This is a genomic window from Nonomuraea sp. NPDC005501, from assembly GCF_040605905.1.
In the GTDB taxonomy this organism is placed as follows: domain Bacteria; phylum Actinomycetota; class Actinomycetes; order Streptosporangiales; family Streptosporangiaceae; genus Nonomuraea.
Genome location: NZ_JBEXDT010000044.1, coordinates 18,869 through 42,935, shown reverse-complemented (window position 1 = coordinate 42,935; position 24,067 = coordinate 18,869). Strand labels below are relative to the sequence as shown.

Below are 24,067 nucleotides of genomic sequence, written 5' to 3'. Positions count from 1 at the left end.
GGGCGCGCATGGCATCCTGGGATCCGTTGAACGAGGGGAGCCCCGGTGGCCGAGGTACGCGCCGAGATGGTGTCGAACGTGTGGAAGGTCGTCGTCAGCGAGGGCGACACGGTGTCCGACGGCGACACCCTGGTCATCCTCGAGTCGATGAAGATGGAGATCCCGGTCATCACCGAGGACGACGGCGTGGTGACGCAGCTCAAGGTGAACGAGGGCGACGTGATCCAGGAGGGCGACCTGATCGCCGTCATCGAGTAGTCATCGAGCAGTCGCGTGCTCGACGAACCGGGCCCGGTCCACCACCACGCGCTCGATCGTGCCGCGGCCGACCACCTTGGTCCTGTCGCGCGCCTCGAAGGCGAAGACCAGCCGCCTGCCGTCGACCTCGGTGAGCTCGGCGGTGAACTGGACATGGGTGCCCAGCGGGCTCGCCGCCAGGTGCTTCAGCTCGACCCGGGTGCCGACCGAGGTCTGGCCGGGCTCCAGGTGGGGGCGTACGGCCTGGACGGTGGTCATCTCGGCGAAGGCGAGCAGCCGGGGCGTGGCGAGCACCGGGACGTCGCCGCTGCCGACCTTCTGCGCCGTGTCCTCACGCTCGACCATGATGAGCAGTTGGGAGCGGAGACCGGGAGCGAGCGTCATGACGTCAGCGTACTGTGATCACTGTGGCGGGCCCGCGCGCGAGGGTGCTCACGCGCGATGCGCCGCCGCGCGAGAGCTGGAGCCCCCGCGTTACTGCGGGGCCTGCCGCCGCCGGCTGGTGGTGCAGGTGAGGCCGACCGGATGGACGGCCAGGTGCTCCGAACACGGCATGCTGATCTCATGAATCCCCGGACAAGTACGGCCGCCAGGCCGCAGGATAGGGTTTGTACGGCTTGTGTCATTTAAGTGGCGTCTGGGATTTCTGAGTCGTACACTCTCGGAATTCCGTGACCTCTGTGTTATCTCACCGCGACACAAGTCCGCTTTGTTGGAGAGCCCCGGGGTGGGAGAGGTCGCAGAGACAGAGGGGTACGGGGGAAGTCATGGTGGCCCAAGGGACGACGCTGGCGGGGCGGTATCGCCTGGATACCCGCATCGGCGCCGGCGGCATGGGCGAGGTGTGGCGGGGCGAGGATGTCGTGCTGGCTCGCACCGTCGCCGTCAAGGTGCTGCTTCCCGGCCGCATGGACGATCCAGGCTTCGTCGCCCGCTTCCAGGCGGAGGCGCGGGCGATGGCCACGATCAACCACTCGGGCGTGGTCGACGTCTACGACTACGGCGTCAGCGGCGACACCGTCTACCTCGTGATGAAGTTCGTGGACGGCGAGCCCCTCGACCGGCTGCTGGCCCGGCTGGGCCGGATACCGCCCCAGGCGGCGATGGAGCTCATCGCGCAGGCCGCGGCGGCCCTGCAGGCCGTGCACCAGCAGGGCATCGTGCACCGCGACGTCAAGCCCGGCAACCTGCTCGTGCAGCGCGACGGGACGCTGGTGCTCACCGACTTCGGCATCGCCCGCTCCGACCTCGCCAACCGCCTCACCGACGCGGGCATGGTGCTCGGCACGGCCGCCTACTGCGCTCCGGAGCAGGCCGAGGGCGCCCCTGTGACGCCCGCCGTCGACATCTACGCGCTCGGCGTGGTCGCCTACGAGTGCCTGGCCGGGCAGCGCCCGTTCGACGGTGACAGCCCGGTCACCATCGCGCTCAAGCACATCCGCGAGGCGCCGCCCCAACTGCCGGCCGAGATCCCGCCGGCGGTGCGGGCGCTGGTGGAACGTGCCCTGTCCAAGGACCCGGCCCGGCGTTTCCCGTCGGCCAAGGCCATGAGCGAGACGGCCCGCCAGATCGCGGCCGGGCAGACGCCCCTGCCCGCCCCGATGCCGCACGCCACCGGGGCCACGATGGCCGCCCCGGGCCAGCCGGGCGCCCCCACGAACGGCGGTCACCCCACCGGGGCCCACCCCCAGGACGCGTACCAGACCGGCGCCCACCAGAGCGGCTACCAGACGGCGCAGCAGGGGGGCTACCAGACCGGAGCGCACCAGCAGAGCGGCTACCAGACCGGAGCGCACCAGACAGGCCACCAGACGGGTCCTCAGGCCGGCTACCAGACCGGCCCTCAGGCCGGCTATCAGACCGGCGCGCACCAGGCCGAGGGATACCCGCAGACGGGCTCACACCAGGCGGCCGGCGGCCGGCCGGGCGACGGTCAGCGGACGGGCGCGTTCTCGGCCTCCGAGGACGCCACGACCATGGCGGGACCGCGGCAGGGAGGCAGGCGCGGCGGCAAGGGTCCGCGCAGGGGCGGCCTGATCGCGGGCATAGCAGCCGCGGTGGTGCTCGGCGTGGGCGCCGGCGCGGTCGCCCTGACGGGGATCAACGCCGACAAGCCACCGGTCCCCACGGTCACCACGACCAGCGCCGGCTCCGACACCTCCGAGACGCCCAAGCAGACCAAGACCACCAGGTCCAGGAGCCCCAAGCCCAGGTCCACGACCGAGCAGCCCGTCGCGAACAGGCCCACCGAGACCGAGGAGGAGACCGAGAAGCCCACCCGGGAGCCCACCCGGTCCCCGTCGCCCTCGCCGACGCCCTCGGTCACGAAGTCGCCCTCTGCCACGCCCACCCCGGTCGCCAAGAAGCCGGTGCCGGCCGTGCTGGACATGCCCTATCCGCAGGCGAGGACGATCCTCATGAACGCCGGGTTCACGGTCAAGTACGACGACCAGACCCGGGGCGCGATGCCGCTGGAGTGCCTCAGGGTCGGCCAGTCGACCCCGGACGGCGGCACGCTGCTCGCCCCCAAGAAGCCCGTCTCGCTGGTGCTCATCGAGGGCACCTGCCCCTCCGGCAGCGCCACGCCGACCGCCACGGGGTCGCCGTTCAAGCAGTAGGGCCTCACACCCCCGTGGTGCTGCGCGGGTAGGCGATCTGCGGGTCGGTGGCGATGTTCACCATGTACGGCACGCCGGAGTCGAACGCGCGGCGCAGCGCCGGGCCGATCTCCGAGGGGCTGGTCACCAGCTCCCCGCCTCCGCCGAGGGCCGTGACGACCTGGTCGTAGCGGCAGTTCGGCTGGAGCTCGGCGGCGACGTCGTAGCCGTACAGCATCTGCATGGGGTGCTTCTCCAGGCCCCAGATGCCGTTGTTGCCGCAGATCATGACGACGGGCAGGCGGTGGCGCACGAGCGTGTCGACGTCCATGAGGGAGAAGCCGGCCGCGCCGTCGCCCAGCAGCAGCACCACCTGGGAGGAGGGGCGGGCCAGGCGGGCCGCGATGGCGTAGCCGAGGCCGGTGCCGAGGCAGCCGTAGGGGCCGGGGTCGAGCCAGTTGCCGGGGCGGCGCGACTCGACGTACTTGCCGGCGTAGGAGACGAAGTCGCCGCCGTCGCCGATGACCACGGCGTCGTCGGCCAGCACCTTGTTCAGCTCGCCGTAGATCCGCATCGGGTGGATGGGGTCGGAGTCGGCCGCGAGCAGGTCGGCGTCGCCGGCGATGGCCGCGGCGGACGCCTCCGACAGGCGGGACACCCAGGCGGCGTGGTGGTCCGGCTTGACCCCGGCCTCGCCGCAGGCGGCCGTGAGGCCCCAGAAGACCACGGACAGGTCTCCGGCGGCCGAGGCGGCCGGCTGCATGTGGGTGGCGAGCTGCGACGGCGCGTCGGCGATGTGGACGACCTTGGCCAGGGAGGCGCCGTCCTTGCCGCCGAACCAGCCGTAGCCGAGGCGGAAGTCGAGCGGCGTGCCGACGACCACGACGAGGTCGGCCTGGCCGAGGGCGAGGCCGCGGGCGCGGGTGGCGAGCAGCTCGTGGCCGGCGGGCAGGACGCCGCGGCCCTGGCCGTTGGGGATGACCGGCAGCCGCCAGGTCTCGGCGAAGTCGCGGGCGGCCTCCTCGGCGCGTTCCATCCACACGTCCGACCCGTAGACCAGGACGGGACGCTCGGCCTCGGCGATCAGCCGGGCGATGGCGGCCAGGGAGTCGGGATCGGGCTCCAGCGGCGACGGGGTCTGCGTCTCGGTCTCGGGGACGGTCGAGGGGGCGAACAGGTCGTCCATGTACGCGTCGAGGAACACCGGGCCGCGGTGCGGGGCGACGGCGGTGCGGAAGGCCACCTCGACGTCCTGGCCGAGGGACTCGGCGTCGCTGGCGGTGAAGGCCAGCTTGGTGATCGGGGCGAGCAGCGGCGGGTGGTCCATCTCCTGCAGGGCGCCGCTGCCCCAGCGCGAGCGGGGCGCCCTGCCCCCCAGGACGACCACGGGGGAGCCGTTGAAGTGGGCCGTGGCCACGCCGCTGACGCCGTTGGTGATGCCGGGGCCGGCGGTGAGCACGGCCAGGCCCGGTTTGCGGGTCAGGCGGGCCGTGGCCTCGGCGGCGAACACCGCGCTCTGCTCGTGACGTACGTCGAGGATGCGCATGCCCTCGTGGACGGCCCCGTCGTACAGCGGGAAGACGTGCCCTCCGGACAGGGTGAACATGGTTTCGACGCCATAGGCCTTGGACACGGCGACGGCGGCGTCACCGGCGTGCTTCGCAGACTCCATGCCGGGAACTTACCAACCAGTCACACGAGTAAACAGGAAGCAACGAGGACGGTGGTCAATCGCAGCAGACGTCGATGGTGCCCTCGGCCACCGAGGCGCTGATCCGGCGCGCCGCCCCACTGTCGCGGCGGACGTTCACGTCCACCCGCGGGGCTTCGACGCTGACGTCGTAGGCGGCCTCCTGCGGCACCTCCACCGCCACGGATCCGGTGGTCCGCACGACCGCCCGCACGTCGGCCGGCGGTTTCTGGAACACCAGGCGGACGCGGCCGGTGCCGATCTCCACGTCGGCGCGCTCGCCGCCGATCGACATGGCGTCGACGTCGCCCGAGCCGCTCCGGACGTACAGGTCGCCGGGCGTGCTGTCCACCTGCACGTCGCCGGAGACGGACGTCACCCGGACCCCGCCGTGGATGCGCGCCAGCTCCAGGGACGCGCTCGCCGTGTCGGCCTCCAGGGACGCCTCGGGCGGCACCTGGATGATGTAGTCCACCGAGCAGGACGTCCCTCGGCGCCGGGCGGTCATGGTGCAGTCCGTGCCGAGCCGCAGGGTGCCGGCGCCCCACTCCTCGGTCACCTCGGGCTTCTCCAGCGTCCAGCGCACCAGCCGCTCCACGACGACCTCTCCGGCCTCCCCGCTCTGGACGAGCACGGTGGAGACGCCCTCCCCGACGAACAGCCGCACCTGGGAGCCCTGGTCGGGGAAGGAGCCGCGGGACAGCTCGCTGGGCGGCTCGGCGTTCGCGAACCCGTTCCAGAGCAGTGCCGTGGCGGCGAACAGGGCGGCGGCGGTGGCGATCGTGCCGGCGGCCAGCCAGAGGGCTCTCACGGCAGGCTCCTGACGTTGAGGAAGCGCAGGACCGCCAGCACGCGCCGGTGGTCGCCCTCGGCGGGGGGCAGGTCGAGCTTGGTGAGGATGTTGCCGATGTGCTTGCCCACGGCCCCCTCGCTGAGGACCAGCTCCTGGCCGATGCCGGCGTTGGAGCGGCCCTCGGCCATCAGCTTGAGCACCTCCCGCTCGCGGGGCGTGAGCCGGTCCAGGGGGTCGCTGTGGCCGCGCAGCAGGAGCTGGGAGACCACCTCGGGGTCGAGCGCGGTGCCGCCCGCCGGGACCCGGCGCAGCGCGTCGATGAACTCGGCCACGTCCGCCACCCGGTCCTTGAGCAGGTAGCCGACGCCGCCGGTCGCGGACCCGAGGAGCTGGGCCGCGTAGCGCTCCTCGACGTACTGCGACAGCACCAGCACGGCCAGGCCCGGCCGCTGGCGGCGCAGCACCAGGGCGGCCCGCAGGCCCTCGTCGGTGTGCGTGGGCGGCATCCGCACGTCGGTGACCACCAGGTCCGGCTGGTGCTCCTCGGCGGCGCGCAGCAGCGCCTCAGCCTCGGCGACCGCGGCCACCACCCGCATGCCGGCCGCGTCGAGCAGCCGGACCAGCCCCTCGCGCAGCAGCACCGAGTCCTCCGCGAGCACTACTCGCACGGCAGCTCCACCTCGATCGTCGTCGGCCCGCCGGGCGGGCTGGTCAGCCTGAACACGCCGTCCACCGCTCCCACGCGCTGCGCGAGGCCGCGCAGGCCGCTTCCGCCGTCCAGGGAGGCGCCGCCCTGCCCGTCGTCGTGGACGCGCACGCGCAGGTCCTCGCCGTCGCACGCCACGGTGATCTCCGCCCGCGCCGCGGCGGCGTGCTTGGCGATGTTCGTCAGCGCCTCGGACACCACGAAGAACGCCACAGCCTCGATCGTGGGCGACGGGCGCCGGTCGATGCGGACGCGCAGCCGTACGGGGAAGGGGGCGCGGGCGGCCACGCCGGACAGGGCCGCGTCGAGGCCCTGGTCGTTGAGCACGGCCGGGTGCAGGCCGCGGACGAAGTCGCGCAGCTCCTTGAGCGCCTGCTTGGCCTCCTCGTGCGCCTGCGCGATGGCCTCGCGGGCCGGCTCCGGCAGATCGGTGAGGGTGGCGCGGGCCAGGCCGAGGTTCATGGCGAGGGACACGAGCCGCTGCTGGGCGCCGTCGTGCAGGTCCCGCTCGATGCGGCGCCGCTCGGCGTCGGCGGCGTCGATCACCCCGGCCCGGGTCTCGGTGAGCGTCTCGATGCGCCGGTCGAGCTCCGAGCGGCTGGGGCCGAGCAGCATGCGGGCCACCGCCAGGTCCAGCGCCGCCATGCCGCGCGCCAGCATCGGCACCGCCAGCAGGAGCAGCACGCCCACGGCCGTGTAGCCCCCGGCGACGACCGGGTCGCGCAGGTCGAACCTGAACACCTGCTGGGGCGGCTGCAACCGCGGCTGCGCGTATGCCGTCAGCCCCACCACGGCCCCGCCCCACCCCAACGCGACGAGCACGGCCCCGGCGCCGCTGACCAGGGGAGAGAGCAGGTGGTAGCCGAGCTGCCGCCACGTCGCGCGGCTGCGCCAGCGGACCGGCGCGTCGGTGGGCGGGATGTGCGCCCCCTGGAACGCCGCGAACCTGGAGCGCTGCACCCGGGTGAACGCCGGCAGGCCGCGGCGCAGCCCGGACGGCACGGCGGCCAGCACGAGCGTGAGCAGGGCGAGGACCGCGGAGACCGGCAGGCCGACCATCACGTGGGCCGTGTCGAGCCAGGCCCGCGCCGACCACGGCCGGGGGACTTTCATGCCCCCCACGGTATTGACCCCGGCGGCCCGCGGGCCAGGGGCCTGGTGTGCGCTCCGGGGGTGGGGCTGGCCCCACCCCCGGACGGCTCTCACGGCGCCCTCACAGGGGCGGCACCGACCAGCCCTTCTCGTGGAAGAGCGGCGCGTGCTCGGCGTTGACGAACAGCCGGTCCTCGGGGTTCGGCACACGGAAGTAGCTCTGCGGGTGCAGCAGCTCGCGGGCGTCGTCCGACAGGTCCAGCACGTACCGGTCGGGCGCGCGCCGCTGCGCCAGGAAGCGCAGCTCGAACGGCAGCAGGGCCAGCGGGTCCGTGTGCTCCCACAGGCCGAGCCCGGCCTCGCGGGCCAGCCGGACCGCCTCGCGGGCGCGGCCGAGCGCTCCGGCCGCGCCGATCGAGCGGGCCGTGCCGGGCGGCGGCACCGCGTCGGCCACCCGTCCCTCCTGGCGTACGAACGGGTCGACGTTCGGCCAGATGAAGTACGGGACCACGTGCCCGGTCGCGAGCAGCCGCTCGTTGTACGGGTCGGGGCGGGGCCGCTCGCGCTGGTCGCGGTTGACGTAGCACAGGAGCCGGCCGTACCGGTCGAGGATCTCGTGCGCGAAGGCGAGCCGAAGCTTGAACGTGGCCTCGGTGAGGCCCTGCTCGGCGATGTCGGCGGCGACCATGTCCTTGAGCGCCTTCGTGGCGGGCGCGGCGTGGGCGGCGTGGTTGGCGGCGGCGCGCGGGCCGAGCCGGGCCGTCAGGTTCGCGCGCAGCGCCGTGCGCAACGTGAGCTCGGGCAGGCCCTTGGCGAACGGGTCCGTGAGGAACGTCGTCCAGGCCGGGTGCTCGATCTTGACGAAGCCTCCGGGGAAGTCCGGGACGTCGGGACTCTGCGGCAGCTCGAAGCTGACCTCGGGGGCGTCGACGCCGAGCAGGCGCACGCCGAAGTTCCCGTCGGCCGCGATGTTGATCGTGTCGCCGTCGTGGACGATCTTGTCCACGGGTTCGGCCTGCCCGTTGCGCCGGGCGAGGAGGCCGTGGCCAACCGTGATGCCGGGAACGGGTTGTTCGATCGCCTTTGCCATGCCTGCATCATCACCCTGTTCGGGCGACAAGTCCCGCGATATCGCAACCAATGGCGACCGATGGTCATCCCATGGACGGGTCAAGCCTCACAGGGTCCGCGACAGTGCCTTGATGGGCATCCTCAGCTCGTCGAGCAGCTCCAGGTCGCGGGCCGGCGGGCGGCCCAGGGTGGTCAGGTAGTTGCCCACGATGATCGCGTTGATGCCGCCCAGCATGCCCTCGCGGGTGCCGAGGTCGCCCAGGGTGATCTCGCGGCCCCCGGCGTACCGCAGGATCGTGCGCGGCAGCGCCAGCCGGAACGTCGCGATCGTGCGCAGCGCGTCGGCGCCCTCGACCACCGGATGACCGGCGAACGGGGTGCCGGGGCGCGGGTTGAGGAAGTTGAGCGGCACCTCGTCGGGCCCCAGCTCGCCGAGCTGGACGGCGAACTCCGCCCGCTGCTCCAGCGTCTCGCCCATGCCGACGATGCCGCCGCAGCACAGCTCCATGCCGGCCGCGCGCACCATCAGGCAGGTGTCCCAGCGCTCCTGCCAGGTGTGGGTGGTGACCACCGCGCCGAAGTGGGAGCGGGCCGTCTCCAGGTTGTGGTTGTAGCGGTGGACGCCCATCGCCGCCAGCTCGTCCACCTGCTCCTGGGTGAGCATGCCGAGCGAGCAGGCGACGTTGATGTCCACGGCCCGGCGGATCGCCTCGACGCCCTGGCGCACCTGGTCCATCAGCCGCTGGTCGGGCCCGCGTACGGCGGCCACGATGCAGAACTCCGTAGCGCCGGTCGCCGCCGTCTCCTCGGCCGCCCGGACCAGCTCGTCGACGTCGAGCCAGACCGCGCGGACCGGCGAGGAGAACCGGCCGGACTGCGAGCAGAAGTGGCAGTCCTCGGGGCAGCCGCCCGTCTTGACCGAGACGATGCCCTCCACCTCGACCTCCGGCCCGCACCACTTCATGCGCACCTCGTGGGCCAGCGCGAGCAGCTCGCCCAGCCGCTCGCCGGGGAGGCGCAGGCACTCCAGCGACTGCTCCCGGTCCAGTCCCCTGCCTTCGTCCAGCACCCGCGCGCGGGCGATCGTGAGGATGTCGGTCACGGGAGCAGCCTAAGCCTCCGCTTGAACGCCGCCGCGTCGAAACCGCCGCCGAGCGTCGTGGCCAGCCCGCCGCGCGCCTCCTCCGCGAACTCCTCCACGCCGAGCGCGCCCAGTCCCGCCCGCAGCACCCCCGCCAGCGGTCGGGCGGCCAGCATCTCCAGGTCCGCCACGTTGCTCAGCTCGGCCACGCCCGGCTCCTCCGGCCAGGACCCGACCACCACGCCCGCCAGGCCCAGCCCGCGATGGGCCAGCGCCTCCAGCGTGAGCGCCGTGTGGTTGAGCGTGCCCAGCCCCGCCCGGGCCACCACCAGCACCTGCGCGCCGAGCATCCGCGCCAGGTCGGCGATCGTGCCGCCGTCCTCGTCGAAGCGCACCAGCAGCCCGCCGGCTCCCTCGACCAGCACGAGCCGGTGGGTCTCGGCCAGCTCGCCGATCCGCTCGGCCGCGCCCGCCAGCGACACGGGCGCCGCACCCGCGGCCCGCGCGGCCGCGGCGGGTGACAGGGCGGCCGGGTAGCGGGCCAGCTCGAATGTCGTCGTCACCCCGGACAACCGGATGACCTCGTCCAGGTCACCGGGCTCATCAGGAGCCACGCCGGTCTGGGCCGGCTTCACCACGGCCACGCTCGAACCCCGCAACCGGGCCAGCGCGGCCACGGCCGCGGTCACGACGGTCTTGCCGACCCCGGTGTCGGTCCCACTGACGACGAGAACGCTCACCGGCCCAGCCTAGAACGGGCCGCAGGGCGCACGGTGGACCACGGCGACGGCCCGGAGGACGCCGTGACGGCGCCCGGCCCCGTGCGGGTCAGCGGCCGTCCCCCTGGAGGCCCTCAGCCCCGTGCGGCGACCGGGGCCTGCCGGGCTGTGCCGTGACGGAGCCCGGAGATCACGGACGACGCAGCCGTGTGACGAACTTGTACCGGTCGCCGCGATAGAGGGACTGAGCCCACTCGACGGGGTTGCCGTCGGCGTCGAAGGCGTGGCGGGTCAGGAGGAGCATCGGCAGGCCCACGTCCACGCCGAGCGCCTTGGCGTCGTACGGGGTCGCCAGGACCGTCTCGATGATCTCCTCGGCGTCCGTGAGCCGCACGTTGTAGGCGTTGTGCAGCGTCTCGTACAGCGACGAGTGGACCTCCAGCTCCCGTCGCAGCCGCGGGAAGCGGCGGGCCGACAGGTGGGTCGTGTCGATCGACACCGGCTCGCCGTTGGCCAGGCGCAGCCGGTGGATGCGCAGGACCCGCCCGCCCGGGTTGATCGCCAGCCGGCGGGCCAGCGCCTCGTCCGCGGTGATGTAGCCGATCTCCAGTATCTTCGTGTCCGGCTCCAGCCCGGCGGTGCGCAGATCGCCGATGTACGACGTGAGCTGGAGCACCTGGGCCACCTTGGGCTGGGCGACGAACGTGCCCTTGCCCTGGATGCGCAGCAGCCGTCCCTCGACCACCAGCTCGGTCAGCGCCTGCCGCACGGTTGTGCGCGAGGTCTCGAACCGTACGGCCAGCGTCCGCTCCGGAGGCAGCGCCGTGCCGGCCGGGAGGCTCTTGGTGAGCTCGAGCAGGCTCCGCTTCACGTCGTAGTACTTCGGTACGCGAGGGCCGTCGTCCGTCACGCTCTCACCTTCACTTCTGCCACGGCGGTGAGGGCGTGTCGGATCACCGCTAGATCATCGGAACTCAGATTGGCCCGAGCGGTCAACCGCAGGCAAGAGCGGCCGTCCGGCACCGAGGGCGGGCGGAAACATCCCACGCGCACCCCCAGCTCCGCACAGGCGGCGGCGGCCAGCACGGCGGTTCCCGGCGCTCCGAGGACCACGGGCACGACCGCGCCCGCCGGCTCGCTCGTCTCCAGGCCGAGCTCGCGGACCGCACGGGCCAGCTCGCCTGCCCTGAGACGCGCGCGTCGAGGCAGCTCGGGCTGATGGAGAAGGATATCCACGGCGGCGGAGGCGGCCGCAACCGAGGCCGGTGCGAGGCCGGTGTCGAAGATGAACGACCTGCCCGTGTCGACCAACGTCTCGATCACCTCCGGCTCTCCCAGCACCGCTCCGCCCTGGGACCCGAGCGCCTTCGACAGTGTGACGGTTCTCACAATGTGAGATTCCCGGAAAAGGCCGGTTGAGTGCACCACTCCGCGCCCATGTTCGCCGACGACGCCGAGCGAGTGGGCCTCGTCCACGACCAGCAGCGCCGCATGCCGCGCCGCCACCTCCGACAGCTCGGCGACGGGCGCCAGGTCGCCCTCGACGGAGAACAGCGCGTCCGTGACCACGACGGCCCGCTCCTCCTCGCGGCCCGCCAGCGCCTTCTCCACGGCCGTCACGTCGGCGCGCGGCGTCACCACGACCCGCGCCCGCGCCAGCCGGCAGGCGTCCACGAGCGAGGCGTGGTTGCCCGCGCCGGACACCACCAGCCCGCCCCGGCCGAGCGTCGCCACGGCCGCCAGGTTGGCCAGGTAGCCGGAGGAGAACACCAGGGCCCCGGCCGCCCCGCAGAAGGCCGCCAGCTTGCCCTCCAGCTCCTGGTGGAGCAGCGTGGAGCCGGTGACGAGGCGGGAGCCCGTCGAGCCGGTGCCCCAGGCGCGCACGGCCTCGACGGCGGCCTCGGCGAGCCGGGGGTCGCGGGCCAGCCCCAGGTAGTCGTTCGAGGCCAGATCGAGCAGGCCGCCGTCGTCAGGGGTGCGGGGGCGCAGCGTGCGTCCCAGCCCGGCGGCGCGCCGTGCGGCAGTGGCCGCGCGAAGTCCTGCCAGGGGATTCATGGGGGCATTCAATCAGGGGGCCGGTTTGGCCGTACGGCGGGAAAGCACGCATGATGCAGTGTGCCCACTCTCAGCGACCTCGTCGTCCGCCACACCGCTCTGGACGCGGCGGACCTCGACTGGCTGCACTCGCTGGTCTCCGACTGGCAGCTGCTCGCCGACCTGTCCTTCGCCGACCTCATCCTGTGGGCGCCGCTGCTCCCGTCCGCCGACCGCCAGTCCGTCCCGGACGGCGGGGAGCAGGCCGCGGACAGCGTGCTCGCGGAGACCGGGCCCGCCGCCGGCGGACGCGGCGCGAACGGGCGCGGCGAGCGGTACGAGTGCGGCTGGATCGCGATCGCGCAGATGCGCCCGACGACCGGCCCGACCGTCTACCACGACGACATCGTGGGCACGGTCGTCGCCAGGGGCGAGCGCCACCTCATCGACACCGCCTGGAACGAGCGGCGCATCTGCCGTGAGGGCGACCCCGACTGGTCCACGGGCGTCCCCGTGCGCGAGGAGACGATCCCCGTGCGCCGGACGCTGCCCGACGGGCAGGGCCGCTTCCTCGCGGTGATCCAGCGCTCCACCAACCTGTCGTCGGCGCGCACCCCGTCGCGCCTGGAGCTGACGTACCTCCAGAGCGCCTCCGACCTCGCGCAGATGGTCGCGGAGGGGCGCTTCCCGTTCTCCGGCGAGGAGCCGATCCTGGTGCGCTCCCCGCGGGTGGGCGACGGGCTGCTGCGGCTCGACCGGGGCGGCCGGGTGACGTACGCCTCGCCGAACGCGCTGTCGGCCTACCGGCGGCTGGGTCTGCACGCCGACCTCGTGGGCGCCGAGCTGGGCCGGGTGACCGCCACCCTGTGCTACTCCGACGAGCCCATCAACGAAGACCTGATGATCGTGGCCAGCGGGCGGGCCGCCAAGGAGACCGAGGTGGAGTCCGGCGGCACGATCGTGCAGCTGCGCGCCATCCCGCTGATCGTCGGAGGCGGCCGCATCGGCGCGCTGGTGCTCATCCGCGACGTGACCGAGCTGCGGCGGCGCGAGCGAGAGCTGATGACCAAGGACGCGACGATCCGCGAGATCCACCACCGCGTCAAGAACAACCTGCAGACCGTCGCCGCGCTGCTGCGGCTGCAGGCCAGGCGACTCCAGGTGCCCGAGGGGCGCGAGGCGCTGGAGGAGGCTGTGCGCAGGGTCGGCTCCATCGCGATCGTGCACGAGACGCTCTCCCACGCGCCGGAGGAGTTCGTCGACTTCGACGACATCGCCGACCGGGTCATCGCGATGGCGGGGGAGGTGTCCGCGCCGGAGTCCGCGGTCACGCCGCGCCGGGTCGGTGGCTTCGGCGTGCTGCCGTCGCTGATCGCCACGCCGCTGGCGATGGCGATGACCGAGCTGCTGCAGAACGCGCTCCAGCACGGTCGCCCCGAGCGGCTCCAGGTCGTCGTCCAGCCGAGCGCCGAGCGGCTCAACGTGACCGTCTGGGACGACGGTCAGGGAGTTCCGGAGGGGTTCGACCTCGACAGCTCGACGAGCCTCGGGCTGCAGATCGTGCGGACGCTGGTGGAGGGCGAGCTGTCGGGCAGGCTCTCGATCGGGCCCCGGGAGGGCGGGGGCACCGAGGTCACGCTGTCGATCCCGCTGCCCGCCGGCTGACGGCCGGCGCGGGGCGAGGCGGGCAGGGGCCGGCCCGCCGCGGTTGACGCGGCGGGGGACTGCCGGCCGTACGGATCACTCCGGGATGAGACGGCCTGCCGGGGGCAGGGGGCTCAGGAGAATGGGGTGTTCGGGGTGGGTCTGGCGCGCGGGCCGAGCGCGTGAATCAGGCGGTGGCGCGGGCGCGGGCACGAGCCGTGCGGCGCTTGAGCGCGCGACGCTCGTCCTCGCTCAGGCCGCCCCAGACACCGGCGTCCTGGCCGGACTCCAGGGCCCACTTCAGGCACGCGTCCACGGCCGGACAGGATCGGCAGACCTGCTTGGCCTCCTCGATCTGCATGAGTGCCGGGCCGGTGTTGCCGATCGGGAAGAACAGCTCGGGGTCCACGTCACGGCAGGCAGCTACGTGGCGCCAGTCCATGCGTCCACTCCTTAGTAGATGGAGCCTCTGGGCGGCTCCGTGCGGCTACTTTGTGAAGAGTTTCACTAGGGCGCGCGAGCAAAGACCCGGATCATGGAGAACCGGAATTGCTCGCCGGACAGCCGGAACGACCTCGGGGTCGTGGTTAAACGTCCTACGTTCCGACGTCAGTCTTGAGCCTGTCAGCCACGGAGAGTGCACGCAAGGGGGTCACCGCGAAGTTTTGGCCGTAATGGATGTCGGATGCGTCACACAATGACCGAATGTAACCAGCTAGACCAGGACTTGTAACGCGTTCGGGATAGACCGGAATGTTACGGATTCACGTTCGCCCAGGTAGTCCCCGTCCAGTTGGAAGGCCACCGGGCGGTCCGCGGTCAGGGTGAACCCGGGCTCGTCGTGGAGCTGGACGAGGTGCCGGCCGGACGGGAGGGCGTCACTCTCCGTGAGAATGTGCTGGATGAGCGGAATCAACGAGGTCAGGCCCAGGCGCTGGAGCCCCAGCATGTCCAGGCCCGTCTCGAAGGCGGCCCACGGCGTGGGGCGGACGGGCCGCGTGCCGACGTACGTCCAGGGGGAGGTGTTGGAGATGATCGCCATGTAGATCCCGCCCGCCGTGGGGATGCCCGGACCGGTCAGCGTCATCGGGGGGTGCCGTTTGTCGGTCGCGACATAGTGCCGTAGCGCGGTGTTCACGTAACGGGCGGGCGTCGCCTTGCGGCCGGCGCCGCGGAGGCCCTCGACCGCGCGGACCACCTCGGCGTCGTACCCCATCCCCGCGCAGAAGGTGAAATATCGGCTTTCGTGGCCCCAGAGGGCCTGGCCCAGCCCGACGGTTCTGCGCCGGTCCTCGCGCAGCGCCTCCAGCACCGCCCCGGTGGCCTCGACGGGGTCGTTCGGCAGGCCGAGCCCGCGGGCGAACACGTTGGCGCTGCCGCCCGGGATGACGATCAGCGCCGGCCGCCCCGCGCTCGGGTCGGCATCGGCCGCGGAGTCCTCGGGCAGGAGGGTGCCGGCGGGCAGGGTGGCGGGGGCCGGGAGGACGCCGTCCACGGGATTGAGCAGGCCGTTGACCGTCTCGTTGATGGTGCCGTCACCGCCGAGCACGGCCACCACGTCGTAGCCCTTGGCGCGGGCGGTGGCGGCCAGTGTCGCCGCGTGTCCCCGGTAGCCGGTCTCCTCGACGGTCAGCTCCACGGCCGCGCCGAGCGCCCGGATCAGGACGTTCCGGGTGCGGGCGTTCGTGGTCGTCGCCTTGGGGTTGACCAGCAGCATCGCGCGCATGAGGCCAGCGTATCCATGATGGATGTCTGTCTTGTCGCGATGATCCCTATTTGTTGGGTCAACGTCCGGGCGGCGACCGGACCGGAGGCCGGAGTGGATAGGGTGCCCGTGTGTCCAAGCGTCCCGTGACCCTGCTCGTCGCCGCCGTCGTCGTCGCCCTGGAGGGCCTCGTGACGCTAGGTCTGGGTGGCTACGTGGCGGTCGAGACCCTGCGCGGCCTGGCCGGTGACGTCACCAGCGCCGTCGCCGAGGCGGCCTTCGGGGTGCTGATCGGCGCGGGGCTGCTCTGGGTGGCGTGGGGCGGTCTGCTGAGAGGCGAGCGGTGGGGGAGGACCCCCAGCGTGCTCGCCCAGGTCTTCCTGCTGCCCGTCGCGGTGACGCTCATCGACTCCAGCCGGCCGGACCTCGGGGTCCCGCTGGTCGTGGTGGCCGTGGTCGGCCTGGCCGCCCTGCTCGCACCCCCCACCACCAAGGCGTTGTACGGCGACGGCCAGGAAACCGGCTGACCGGAGCGGGCGTCAGTCGTCGGCGGTCAGACCCTCGCGCAGCTGGGCCAGCGTGCGGGCCAGCAGGCGTGAGACGTGCATCTGCGAGATGCCCAGCTCGGTGGCGATCTGCGACTGCGTCATGTTGCCGAAGAACCGCAGCAGCAGGATGCGCTTCTCGCGCGGCGGCAGGCGTTCGAGCAGCGGTTTGAGCGACTCGCGGTACTCGACGCCTTCGAGCGACTCGTCCACGATGCCGAGCGAGTCGGACACGGCGGGCGCGTCGTCGTCGCCGGAGTCGGGCGCGTCGAGGGAGACCGTCGAGTAGGCGTTGGCCGACTCCAGGCCCTCCAGCACCTCCTCCTCGGTCATCTTGAGGTAGGCGGCCAGCTCGGCCACGGTAGGCGCGCGCCCCTCGCGCTGCGACAGGTCGCTGATGGCCTTCGTCAGCGAGAGCTTGAGCTCCTGCAGGCGGCGCGGCACCCGGACCGCCCAGCCCTTGTCGCGGAAGTGTCTCTTGATCTCGCCGACGATGGTCGGCGTCGCGTAGGTGGAGAACTCCACGCCGCGGGCCAGGTCGAACCGGTCGATCGACTTGATCAGCCCGATCGTGGCGACCTGCGTGAGGTCGTCGAGCCACTCGCCGCGGTTGCGGAAGCGTCGCGCGAGGTACTCGACCAGCGGAAGGTGGAGCTCCACCAGCTCGTCCCTGATGCGCTGACGGCGCGGCTCCTCGGGCCCCAGCTCGGCCAGTTCGGCGAACAGCATGCGGGCACGGACCCGGTCGGGCACAGCGTGATCGCTGGTGGCCATGGCTCCAGTCCTTTCCGTCACGCCGGCCTCGCAGCGCCACGGCGCTTACGCAGGACGATCGCCATGCGGTCAGGAGAGTCGGTAGCAGCCTCCACATCGTCGGCCAGGGCGGTCAGGACCATCCAGGCGAAGTCGTCGCGCTTGGGAGCGGAGCTGCCGACCGTCGCCACCTCGACCGTGACCTGCATCTCCTGGCCGCTCAGCTCGAACTCGGCCGTCAGGTCGGTTCCGGGCACGGCCTCGTTCAGCAGCATGGCGCACGCCTCGTCGACCGCGATCCGCAGATCCTCGATCTCGTCCAGCGTGAAGTCGAGCCGGGCGGCCAACCCGGCAGTGGCCGTACGCAGCACGGACAGGTAGGCGCTCGCCGCGGGGAGCCTGATGCTCACCACGTCACGGATACCGGTCTCGCCCTCCATGCGCGTCTCGGTTTCCTCGGTCACGTTCCTCCTCGCGTATACGACGCTGACTGCAACTTACCGCCCCCGAGCGGTGCTTGGACGAATCAGACGCGCCATCAACGGAAAAGGCTCTGTGTAGCGGGTCACCACACAGAGCCTTTGCGCCGTTCTACGCGGCCTTGGTCTCCCAGAAGATCTTGGAGATCTCGTCGATCTTGCCGAGCAGGTCCTCGGCCTTGGCGACGTCGACCGTGCCCTTGGCGCCCGCCGCGCCCGCCAGCTTCGTGGCGTCCCAGAAGAGCTGGTGCAGCTGGGGGTACTGCTCCAGGTGCGGGGGCTTGAAGTAGTCGGTCCACAGGACCCACAGGTGGTGCTTGACCAGCTCGGCCCGCTCCTCCTTGATGGTCAGCGCGCGAGCGCGGAAGACCGGGTCCTCGTTGGCGCCGTACTTCTCCATGATCGCCTTGACCGACTCGGCCTCGATCCGGGCCTGGGCGGGGTCATATACGCCGCAGGGCAGGTCGCAGTGAGCGGAAGCGACATGCTTGGGTCGTAGCAGTCGTGCGAGCATCAGAAAATCCTTCCTTGATGCTGTGTCAGCTTGGTCCACTTACCGACCTTACTCGGGTCTCAGGGCCCGTGCCGGAGGGGGTCTCGGCGTATGAGAGTGCGTGTCGAGGGGGATTCGATGCGTCCCGGCCTGCTGCCGGGAGACTGGCTCCTGGTGCGGCGATCCATCCCGATCCGGCCCGGCGACGTCGTGGTCGCGCGGCTCCCCGGTGACCCCTCCAGGCTGATCGTCAAGCGGGCCGCCTGGCAGGGCGAGGACGGGTGGTGGCTGGAGAGCGACAACCAGCGGGCGTCCGGCCGGCGCGACAGCTGGGACTTCGGGCCCGTCACCGACGTGGTCGGGCGGGTCGTCCTGCGTTACTGGCCGCCGCGCTGTCACTCAGCACGGCGTCACTCAGCACGGCGTCACTCCTCACGGGGTCACTCACCACGGCGGCGCGCGCGGTAGGCGGCCACGTTGGCGCGGCTGGCGCAGCGGGCCGAGCAGTAGCGGCGCGAGCGGTTGGAGGAGGTGTCGAGGAACGCCCTGCCGCAGCGGGGGTCCTGGCAGCGGCCCAGCCGCTCCGCGCCGTGCTCGGCGACCACCGCGGCCAAGCCCATCACGGCGCCGGCCGCGGGGTTCCCGGTGGGGTCCTGGGCCAGGTGCAGATGCCAGTGGCTGCCGTCGTGGGCGGTGAGCTGCGGCCGTACGGGATGGAGCACGAGGAGCGCGTTGAGCAGAGCCACGACCGTCTCCTCGTCCTCGGCGGCGAAGACGGCGGCCAGCTCCTCACGCAGCTCCCGCAGCGCGGGCGGGGGGACGGGGTCGTTGACCAGGCGGACCGCCCACTCGGCGTAAGAGGTCAAGTCCATGCCGGAGTATTACACGGGCGGGGCCGGCTGGGCGCCCTGGACGGGCGCCCAGCGGGACGGTCCTCAGCCCTCGGGGTGCAGGACGCGCCGCAGGAACGTGCGGGTCCGCTCCTCGCGGGGCTCGCCGATGACCTGGGCGGGCGGCCCGTCCTCGACGATGACGCCGCCGTCCATGAACACGACCCGGTCCGCGACCTCGCGCGCGAAGGCCATCTCGTGGGTCACCACGAGCATGGTCATGCCCTCCTCGGCCAGCTTGCGCATGACCGCCAGCACGTCGCCGACCAGCTCCGGGTCGAGCGCCGAGGTCGGCTCGTCGAACAGCATCAGGTCGGGGCCCATGGCCAGCGCCCGGGCGATGGCCACGCGCTGCTGCTGGCCGCCGGAGAGCTGGGCGGGGTAGGAGCCCGCCTTCTCGCCGACGCCCACCCGGTCGAGGTTGGCCCGGGCGATCTCCTGGGCCTCCTTCCTGCCGCGCCCGAGCACCCGCTGCTGGGCGATCATGACGTTCTGCAGGGCGGTCATGTGCGGGAAGAGGTTGAACTGCTGGAACACCATGCCGATGCGGCGCCTGACCGCGTCGATGTCCACGTCGGGGTCGGTGACCTCGACGCCCTCCACCAGCACCTTGCCCCTGGTCGGCTGCTCCAGCAGGTTCACGCAGCGCAGCAGCGTGGACTTGCCCGAGCCCGACGGGCCGATCACGCACACCACCTGACCGGACTCGACGGTGCAGTTGATGCCCTGCAGCACCTCGTTCTTGCCGAAGTGCTTGTGCAGGTCCTTGATCTCGATGGCGGGCGTCATCGGGCCCTCACCTTCCGCTTCTCCAGCCGGGTCGTGAGGTGGCCCAGCGGGATCGTGACCAGCAGGTACGTCAGGCCGGACACCATGATGGGCGTGGCGTTGGCGTACTGCGAGGCCAGGTCGTTGCCGAACTTGGCCAGCTCGACGTACTCACCGGACACGCCCAGGAAGAGCACCAGTGACGAGTCCTTGAGCAGCGCGACGAACTGGTTGGTGGTCGGCGGGATGACGATCCGGATGGCCTGCGGGATGACCACGGTGACCTGCGACCTGAAGGCGGACATGCCGAGCGACCGCGCGGCCTCGGTCTGGCCCTTCGGCACGGCCTGCAGGCCGGCCCGGAACACCTCCGCCTGGTAGGCCGCGCCGACCAGGCCGAGGCCCAGGATGCCCTGGCCGTACGTGCCGCCGGGCACCGCGAAGCCGGGCAGGGCCAGTGGCAGGAAGGTGATCAGCAGGAAGATGAGCAGGGCCGGCAGACCACGGAAGATCTCGATGTAGAGCCCCGAGATCCAGCGGTACGGCCGGACGGTGGACAGCCGCATGAGCGCGAGGATCAGCCCGAGCACGAAGGAGAAGAGGAACCCGCCCACCGCGTAGATGATGGTGTTCCTCAGCGCGACCGTGAACAGCTCGGGCAGCGCCTTCTCCGCCACGTCCAGCTTGGCGAAGTTCTCTGCCAGGCTGGCCCAGTCGGCGTAGAGGACGACGCCGACGAGGATGGCGAGCAGGACGACGTACTGGACCGCGCGGCTGATCCGCTGCTTCTTGCGCGGGCTGAGCCGGGCCCTCGTGCCCGGCTCAGCCGTCACCGGCGGTGGTATGTGGTCCGTCATGGATCAGCTCAGCTCGCCCGGCTTCTTGCCGAACCACTTCACGAAGATCTTCTCGTACGTGCCGTCGGCCTTGGCCTGGGTGATCGTGTCGTCGATGGTCTTGAGCAGGACCGGGTCGGCGTTCTTCTTCAGGCCGATGCCGTACTGCTCGCCCGTGTCGAGGCTGGCGATCAGCTCGAACTTGGCGGCGATCTCCGGCTTCTTCAGCCAGGTGAGGACCACCGGCAGGTCCTGCACGATCACGTCGGCCTGGCCGGCCTGCAGCGCCAGCAGCTCCTTGGGGGAGTCGGCGTACTCGGTCGGATCGAACCCCTGCTTCTTGACGTAGTCGAGGCCGGTCGTGCTGGCCTGCGCGCCGAGCTTGAGCCCCTTGGCCTTGACGTCCTCCAGCGACTTGGCGCCCGTGCCCTTCTTGGCCAGCAGGGCCTGCGTGGCGTCGAAGTACGGCACGGAGAACGTGATGTTCTGCTTGCGCTCGGGAGTGATCGTCATGCCGGCCGCGGCGACGTCGCACTTGCCGGTGGCCATGGCCGCGCCGCTCTTGATGACCGCGAAGTCGATGTCCACGATCTGCTGCTGGACGCCGAGCTTCTTGGCGACCAGGTCGACGATGTCCACGTCGAATCCGACGACCTTGCCGCTCGCGTCCTTGAACTGGAACGGCTCGTACGGGATGTTCGTGCAGGTGGTGAGCTTGCCCGGGTTGACGAGCTTGGCTCCGCCCGCGGCCGTGCCGCCTCCGGTGGTGGCGGAGGTGGAGCTGCTCCCCGAGCCACCGCCACAGCCGGACAGCGCCAGGACGGCGGTAAGGGCGAGCGCGCCGATGGCTTGGCCGCGGCTGCTCCTGGGCCAGAGGGCCATGTCAGGCCTCCTCGTGAGATATACCAAAAAGTCGGATTTGGTGAAGTTTAAGTGGCAGGTTGCCCGGGTCCGTCATCGGACATTTAACAATGTGTCAACGGAACGGCGTCGGCAGGGCTACCTGTGGTCGTGTCGGCCTGTGGCACTATGGGGCGACGGGTGACCCCCGTAACCCCTCACGAGACGTTCGGGAGGGGACCCTGGCGGCTACCGAAGCCAGGCCTCTCGCGCCGTCTGCCGAAGGTCCTTCGTCCGTCCGATGAGTACTGGGGTCTCTCTGTGACTGCCTTCTCTGCTTCGTCAGCATCCTCCCCCCACGATCCACTCGACCTCGATCCCGTCTTCGCCCTGCACCGCGGCGGCAAGCTGGAGGTCCGCTCCACCATTCCCGTCCGCGACGCCGATGACCTGTCACTGGCCTACACCCCCGGTGTCGCGCGGGTCTGCACAGCCATCGCCGACACGCCGTCCCTCGTCAACGACTACACGTGGGTCTCCAACGTGGTGGCCGTCGTCTCCGACGGCACCGCCGTCCTCGGCCTCGGCGACATCGGCCCGGCCGCCGCCATGCCGGTCATGGAGGGCAAGGCGCTGCTGTTCAAGGAGTTCGGCGGCGTCGACGCGGTCCCGATCTGCCTCGACTGCACCGACGTGGACGCGCTCGTCGAGACCGTCGTCCGGCTCGCGCCCTCGTTCGGCGGCATCAACCTCGAGGACATCAGCGCCCCCCGCTGCTTCGAGGTCGAGGACCGCCTGCGCGAGCTGCTCGACATCCCCGTCTTCCACGACGACCAGCACGGCACCGCCATCGTCGCCCTGGCCGCCCTCACCAACGCCGCCCGCCTCACCGGCCGCACGCTCGGCGACCTGCGTGTCGTCGTCGCCGGGGCCGGGGCCTCCGGCGTCGCCGTCACCCGCATCCTGCTGGAGGCCGGCATCGGCGACATCGCCGTGGCCGACTCCAAGGGCATGATCCACCCCGGCCGCGACGGGCTCAACCCGGTCAAGGCGGCCCTGGCCCGCGACACCAACCGGGCCGGCCACAAGGGCTCCACCGAGGAGGCGCTGGCCGGGGCCGACGTGTTCCTGGGCCTGTCCGGCTCCACCGTGTCGGAGGAGGCCATCGCGTCCATGGCGCCCGAGTCGATCGTGTTCGCGCTGTCCAACCCGACGCCCGAGGTGCCCCCGGCCGTGGCCGCGCGGCACGCCCGGGTGGTCGCCACCGGCCGCTCCGACTTCCCCAACCAGATCAACAACGTCCTCGCCTTCCCCGGCGTCTTCCGCGGGGCGCTCGACGTCCGCGCCACCACCATCACCGAGAACATGAAGGTCGCCGCCGCCACCGCGCTCGCCGCCGTGGTGGGCGACGACCTCGCGGCCGACTACGTCATCCCCAGCCCCTTCGACGAGCGGGTCGCCCCCGCCGTCACCGCCGCCGTGGCCGCGCAGGCCAGGAGGGACGGGGTCGCTCGCGTCGCAGGGTGACGCGTACAAGCATCCGCCGGGCCGGCGTCCGGGTAGTTCGCGCGAGCATCGGGAAAGCGCAAAACTTCCTTTACTCAGCGTGCTATAACAGGAGCCCTCTGTAAGGACGCCGGCTCCGCCTCCCTCGGTGAGGAGGCCACGACGTGGCCGGCTCCACTCCCGCGGTGAGGAGAGCGATGACACGCGAGCCCAACAGACTGCTGCGGCAGCTCATCGCGGAGTCGGGCTTCTCCCACAAAGGGCTGGCCAGGCGCCTCAACGAGCTGGGCGCGACGCGCGGCGCCCCGGGCCTGAAGTACGACCACAGCTCCGTCCTGCGATGGATCGGTGGTCAGCGGCCCAGGGAGCCCGTGCCGGCGCTGCTCGGCGAGATCTTCGCGCTCCGGCTCGGCAGGCCCGTCAGACCCGAAGACCTGGGCATGCCGACGATCATCACCCCCCTCGACCTCGGGCAAGAGTTCACGCACACGTGGCAGGAGGGGGTCGCGACCGTGACGGCGCTGTGGAAGGCCGACGTGGAGAGAAGGAGATTCCTGATCGACTCCACGTTCGCGATAGGAGCGGGCTCCGTGGGAGCCGTACGCTGGCTGACGTCCCCACCGGAGGACCGCCTCGACGGCGGTGGCCCACGCCGCGTGGGCCGGGCCGACATCGCGGCCATCCACGAGGTGACCCGCTCCTTCGGCGAGCTCGACAACCGGTTCGGCAGCGGGCGCGTGCGCGCGTCCGTGGTCAAGTACCTCGACACCGCCGTCGCGCCGCTCCTCAAGGACGGCACGTACGGCGAGAGCACCGGCAAGCAGCTCGCCGCCGCCGCGGCCGAGCTGACCCGGCTGGCCGGCTGGATGGCCTACGACCTGGAGCAGCACGGCCTCGCCCAGCGCTACCTCATCCAGGCGCTGCGCCTGGCCAGGGGCGCCGGCGACGACGCGCTCGGCAGCGAGATCCTGGCCGGGATGGCCCACCAGGCCATCTACATGGGACAGCCGGCCCACGCCCTCGACCTCGCCAGGGCCGCCCAGCTCGCGGCGCAGCGGTCGGGCATCCAGACCCTGATGGCCTCCTGCCACGTGCTGGAGGCCCACGCCCACGCCGGTCTCGGCGACGCCCACGCCTGCGGCGCCAGCCTCCACCAGGCCGAGCTGGCCTTCGACCGCCGCTCGCCGGGGCGTGAGCCGGCGTGGCTGAGCTACTTCGACGAGGCGTACCTCTCGGCCAAGTTCGCCCACTGCTTCCGCGACCTCGGCGACGGGGAGCGGGCCGTGCGCCAGGCCCGCCGCTCGCTCGACATGGACGGCCGCTACGTGCGGGGCCGCATGTTCAACCTGTCGCTCCTGGCCGCCGGGCTGCTGCAGTGCGGCGAGCTGGAGGAGGCGTGCGGGGTGGCGGCGGGCGCGCTCGACCTCGCCGGGGAGCTCCAGTCGGTCAGGTCCCGGTCCTACGCCACGGACCTGCGCCGGCGGCTGGAGCCGTACCGGCGCGAGCCCGCGGTGACGTCCCTGTACGAACGCACCCGCGCGCTCGCGCCGGTCTGACCTTCTTCCTT

General features: G+C 71.9%; 26 protein-coding genes. 7 read left to right on the top strand and 19 right to left on the bottom strand.

Features of this window, described 5'->3' with window-relative positions; translation table 11 throughout:
- Positions 1–45: 45 nt before the first annotated feature.
- Positions 46–258: a biotin/lipoyl-binding carrier protein gene (locus ABZS51_RS21865; RefSeq protein ID WP_310708580.1), complete on the top strand. Its 213-nt coding sequence runs from the start codon at positions 46–48 to the stop codon at positions 256–258.
- Here the strand turns inward: ABZS51_RS21865 and ABZS51_RS21860 are convergent, their stop codons facing one another.
- Positions 259–642: a thioesterase family protein gene (locus tag ABZS51_RS21860; RefSeq protein WP_355443860.1), complete on the bottom strand. Its 384-nt coding sequence runs from the start codon at positions 640–642 to the stop codon at positions 259–261. It lies immediately after the preceding gene.
- A gap of 383 nt (positions 643–1,025) precedes the next feature.
- Between ABZS51_RS21860 and ABZS51_RS21855 the strand changes: the two genes are divergently transcribed.
- Positions 1,026–2,876 (top strand): protein kinase, encoded by a 1,851-nt coding sequence (locus ABZS51_RS21855; protein ID WP_355443857.1) that lies wholly within the window; start codon positions 1,026–1,028, stop codon positions 2,874–2,876.
- Between the two features lie 4 nt (positions 2,877–2,880).
- Here ABZS51_RS21855 and ABZS51_RS21850 read toward each other — a convergent pair whose 3' ends face one another.
- The 9 genes from ABZS51_RS21850 to ABZS51_RS21810 all read right to left on the bottom strand — a co-directional run bounded on the left by ABZS51_RS21850 (position 2,881) and on the right by ABZS51_RS21810 (position 12,062).
- Entirely contained in the window at positions 2,881–4,527 is a 1,647-nt protein-coding gene (locus ABZS51_RS21850; protein ID WP_355443854.1) for an acetolactate synthase, read from the bottom strand.
- A 55-nt stretch (positions 4,528–4,582) separates the two neighbouring features.
- The gene (locus ABZS51_RS21845; RefSeq protein ID WP_355443851.1) at positions 4,583–5,356 is read right to left on the bottom strand and encodes a hypothetical protein; all 774 of its coding nucleotides are present in this window, start codon (positions 5,354–5,356) and stop codon (positions 4,583–4,585) included.
- A complete protein-coding gene (locus tag ABZS51_RS21840) occupies positions 5,353–6,006 on the bottom strand; it encodes a response regulator transcription factor (RefSeq protein WP_355443848.1) in 654 nt (217 codons plus the stop codon). Before ABZS51_RS21840 ends, ABZS51_RS21845 begins: the two co-directional genes overlap by 4 nt.
- Complete coding sequence (locus tag ABZS51_RS21835; protein ID WP_355443845.1) at positions 5,997–7,157, bottom strand: histidine kinase; 1,161 nt, start codon at positions 7,155–7,157, stop codon at positions 5,997–5,999. Before ABZS51_RS21835 ends, ABZS51_RS21840 begins: the two co-directional genes overlap by 10 nt.
- 100 nt (positions 7,158–7,257) lie before the next feature.
- A complete protein-coding gene (locus ABZS51_RS21830; protein ID WP_355443841.1) occupies positions 7,258–8,226 on the bottom strand; it encodes a hypothetical protein in 969 nt (322 codons plus the stop codon).
- Positions 8,227–8,313: 87 nt separating this feature from the next.
- Positions 8,314–9,309, bottom strand: coding sequence for a biotin synthase BioB (bioB, locus tag ABZS51_RS21825; protein WP_355443838.1), 996 nt, complete (start codon positions 9,307–9,309; stop codon positions 8,314–8,316).
- On the bottom strand, positions 9,306–10,028 hold the full coding sequence (gene bioD / locus ABZS51_RS21820; RefSeq protein ID WP_355443835.1) for a dethiobiotin synthase: 723 nt from the start codon (positions 10,026–10,028) through the stop codon (positions 9,306–9,308). The genes bioB and bioD overlap by 4 nt, the downstream gene beginning before the upstream one ends.
- A gap of 169 nt (positions 10,029–10,197) precedes the next feature.
- Positions 10,198–10,917 (bottom strand): GntR family transcriptional regulator, encoded by a 720-nt coding sequence (locus ABZS51_RS21815; RefSeq protein ID WP_175604581.1) that lies wholly within the window; start codon positions 10,915–10,917, stop codon positions 10,198–10,200.
- On the bottom strand, positions 10,914–12,062 hold the full coding sequence (locus ABZS51_RS21810) for an 8-amino-7-oxononanoate synthase (RefSeq protein WP_355443832.1): 1,149 nt from the start codon (positions 12,060–12,062) through the stop codon (positions 10,914–10,916). The genes ABZS51_RS21815 and ABZS51_RS21810 overlap by 4 nt, the downstream gene beginning before the upstream one ends.
- 60 nt (positions 12,063–12,122) lie before the next feature.
- On the opposite strand from ABZS51_RS21810, the gene ABZS51_RS21805 reads away from it, so the two are divergent.
- A complete protein-coding gene (locus tag ABZS51_RS21805; RefSeq protein ID WP_355443829.1) occupies positions 12,123–13,706 on the top strand; it encodes a histidine kinase N-terminal domain-containing protein in 1,584 nt (527 codons plus the stop codon).
- 166 nt (positions 13,707–13,872) lie between these two features.
- On the opposite strand, the gene ABZS51_RS21800 is transcribed toward ABZS51_RS21805, so the two are convergent.
- Complete coding sequence (locus ABZS51_RS21800; protein ID WP_310708592.1) at positions 13,873–14,127, bottom strand: WhiB family transcriptional regulator; 255 nt, start codon at positions 14,125–14,127, stop codon at positions 13,873–13,875.
- A gap of 273 nt (positions 14,128–14,400) precedes the next feature.
- Positions 14,401–15,411 carry a diacylglycerol kinase family protein gene (locus tag ABZS51_RS21795; RefSeq protein ID WP_355443826.1) on the bottom strand — a complete coding sequence of 337 codons (1,011 nt, stop codon included), beginning with the start codon at positions 15,409–15,411 and terminating at the stop codon, positions 14,401–14,403.
- A 110-nt stretch (positions 15,412–15,521) separates the two neighbouring features.
- On the opposite strand from ABZS51_RS21795, the gene ABZS51_RS21790 reads away from it, so the two are divergent.
- Positions 15,522–15,917: a hypothetical protein gene (locus ABZS51_RS21790; protein ID WP_355443823.1), complete on the top strand. Its 396-nt coding sequence runs from the start codon at positions 15,522–15,524 to the stop codon at positions 15,915–15,917.
- A gap of 12 nt (positions 15,918–15,929) precedes the next feature.
- Here the strand turns inward: ABZS51_RS21790 and ABZS51_RS21785 are convergent, their stop codons facing one another.
- The 3 genes from ABZS51_RS21785 to sodN form a co-directional block, all read right to left on the bottom strand.
- Positions 15,930–16,709: an RNA polymerase sigma factor SigF gene (locus ABZS51_RS21785; protein WP_310708595.1), complete on the bottom strand. Its 780-nt coding sequence runs from the start codon at positions 16,707–16,709 to the stop codon at positions 15,930–15,932.
- Between the two features lie 17 nt (positions 16,710–16,726).
- A complete protein-coding gene (locus ABZS51_RS21780; RefSeq protein WP_310708596.1) occupies positions 16,727–17,152 on the bottom strand; it encodes an anti-sigma factor in 426 nt (141 codons plus the stop codon).
- 127 nt (positions 17,153–17,279) lie between these two features.
- On the bottom strand, positions 17,280–17,681 hold the full coding sequence (gene sodN / locus ABZS51_RS21775) for a superoxide dismutase, Ni (RefSeq protein ID WP_310708597.1): 402 nt from the start codon (positions 17,679–17,681) through the stop codon (positions 17,280–17,282).
- A gap of 90 nt (positions 17,682–17,771) precedes the next feature.
- Here sodN and ABZS51_RS21770 point away from each other — a divergent pair, with 90 nt between their 5' ends.
- The gene (locus ABZS51_RS21770) at positions 17,772–18,128 is read left to right on the top strand and encodes a S24 family peptidase (protein WP_355443818.1); all 357 of its coding nucleotides are present in this window, start codon (positions 17,772–17,774) and stop codon (positions 18,126–18,128) included.
- On the opposite strand, the gene ABZS51_RS21765 is transcribed toward ABZS51_RS21770, so the two are convergent.
- The 4 genes from ABZS51_RS21765 to ABZS51_RS21750 form a co-directional block, all read right to left on the bottom strand.
- A complete protein-coding gene (locus tag ABZS51_RS21765; RefSeq protein ID WP_355443815.1) occupies positions 18,101–18,532 on the bottom strand; it encodes a CGNR zinc finger domain-containing protein in 432 nt (143 codons plus the stop codon). The two genes, ABZS51_RS21770 and ABZS51_RS21765, sit on opposite strands and share 28 nt — an antisense overlap.
- 63 nt (positions 18,533–18,595) lie before the next feature.
- Positions 18,596–19,339, bottom strand: coding sequence for an amino acid ABC transporter ATP-binding protein (locus ABZS51_RS21760; RefSeq protein ID WP_355443812.1), 744 nt, complete (start codon positions 19,337–19,339; stop codon positions 18,596–18,598).
- Positions 19,336–20,151: an amino acid ABC transporter permease gene (locus tag ABZS51_RS21755; protein WP_355443810.1), complete on the bottom strand. Its 816-nt coding sequence runs from the start codon at positions 20,149–20,151 to the stop codon at positions 19,336–19,338. The genes ABZS51_RS21760 and ABZS51_RS21755 overlap by 4 nt, the downstream gene beginning before the upstream one ends.
- Before the next feature lie 27 nt (positions 20,152–20,178).
- On the bottom strand, positions 20,179–21,036 hold the full coding sequence (locus tag ABZS51_RS21750) for an ABC transporter substrate-binding protein (RefSeq protein ID WP_355443808.1): 858 nt from the start codon (positions 21,034–21,036) through the stop codon (positions 20,179–20,181).
- 279 nt (positions 21,037–21,315) lie between these two features.
- Between ABZS51_RS21750 and ABZS51_RS21745 the strand changes: the two genes are divergently transcribed.
- Together ABZS51_RS21745 and ABZS51_RS21740 are read left to right on the top strand one after the other, a co-directional pair.
- A complete protein-coding gene (locus tag ABZS51_RS21745) occupies positions 21,316–22,521 on the top strand; it encodes an NADP-dependent malic enzyme (protein WP_355443806.1) in 1,206 nt (401 codons plus the stop codon).
- A 176-nt stretch (positions 22,522–22,697) separates the two neighbouring features.
- The gene (locus tag ABZS51_RS21740; protein ID WP_310708604.1) at positions 22,698–24,056 is read left to right on the top strand and encodes a hypothetical protein; all 1,359 of its coding nucleotides are present in this window, start codon (positions 22,698–22,700) and stop codon (positions 24,054–24,056) included.
- Positions 24,057–24,067: the final 11 nt, after the last annotated feature.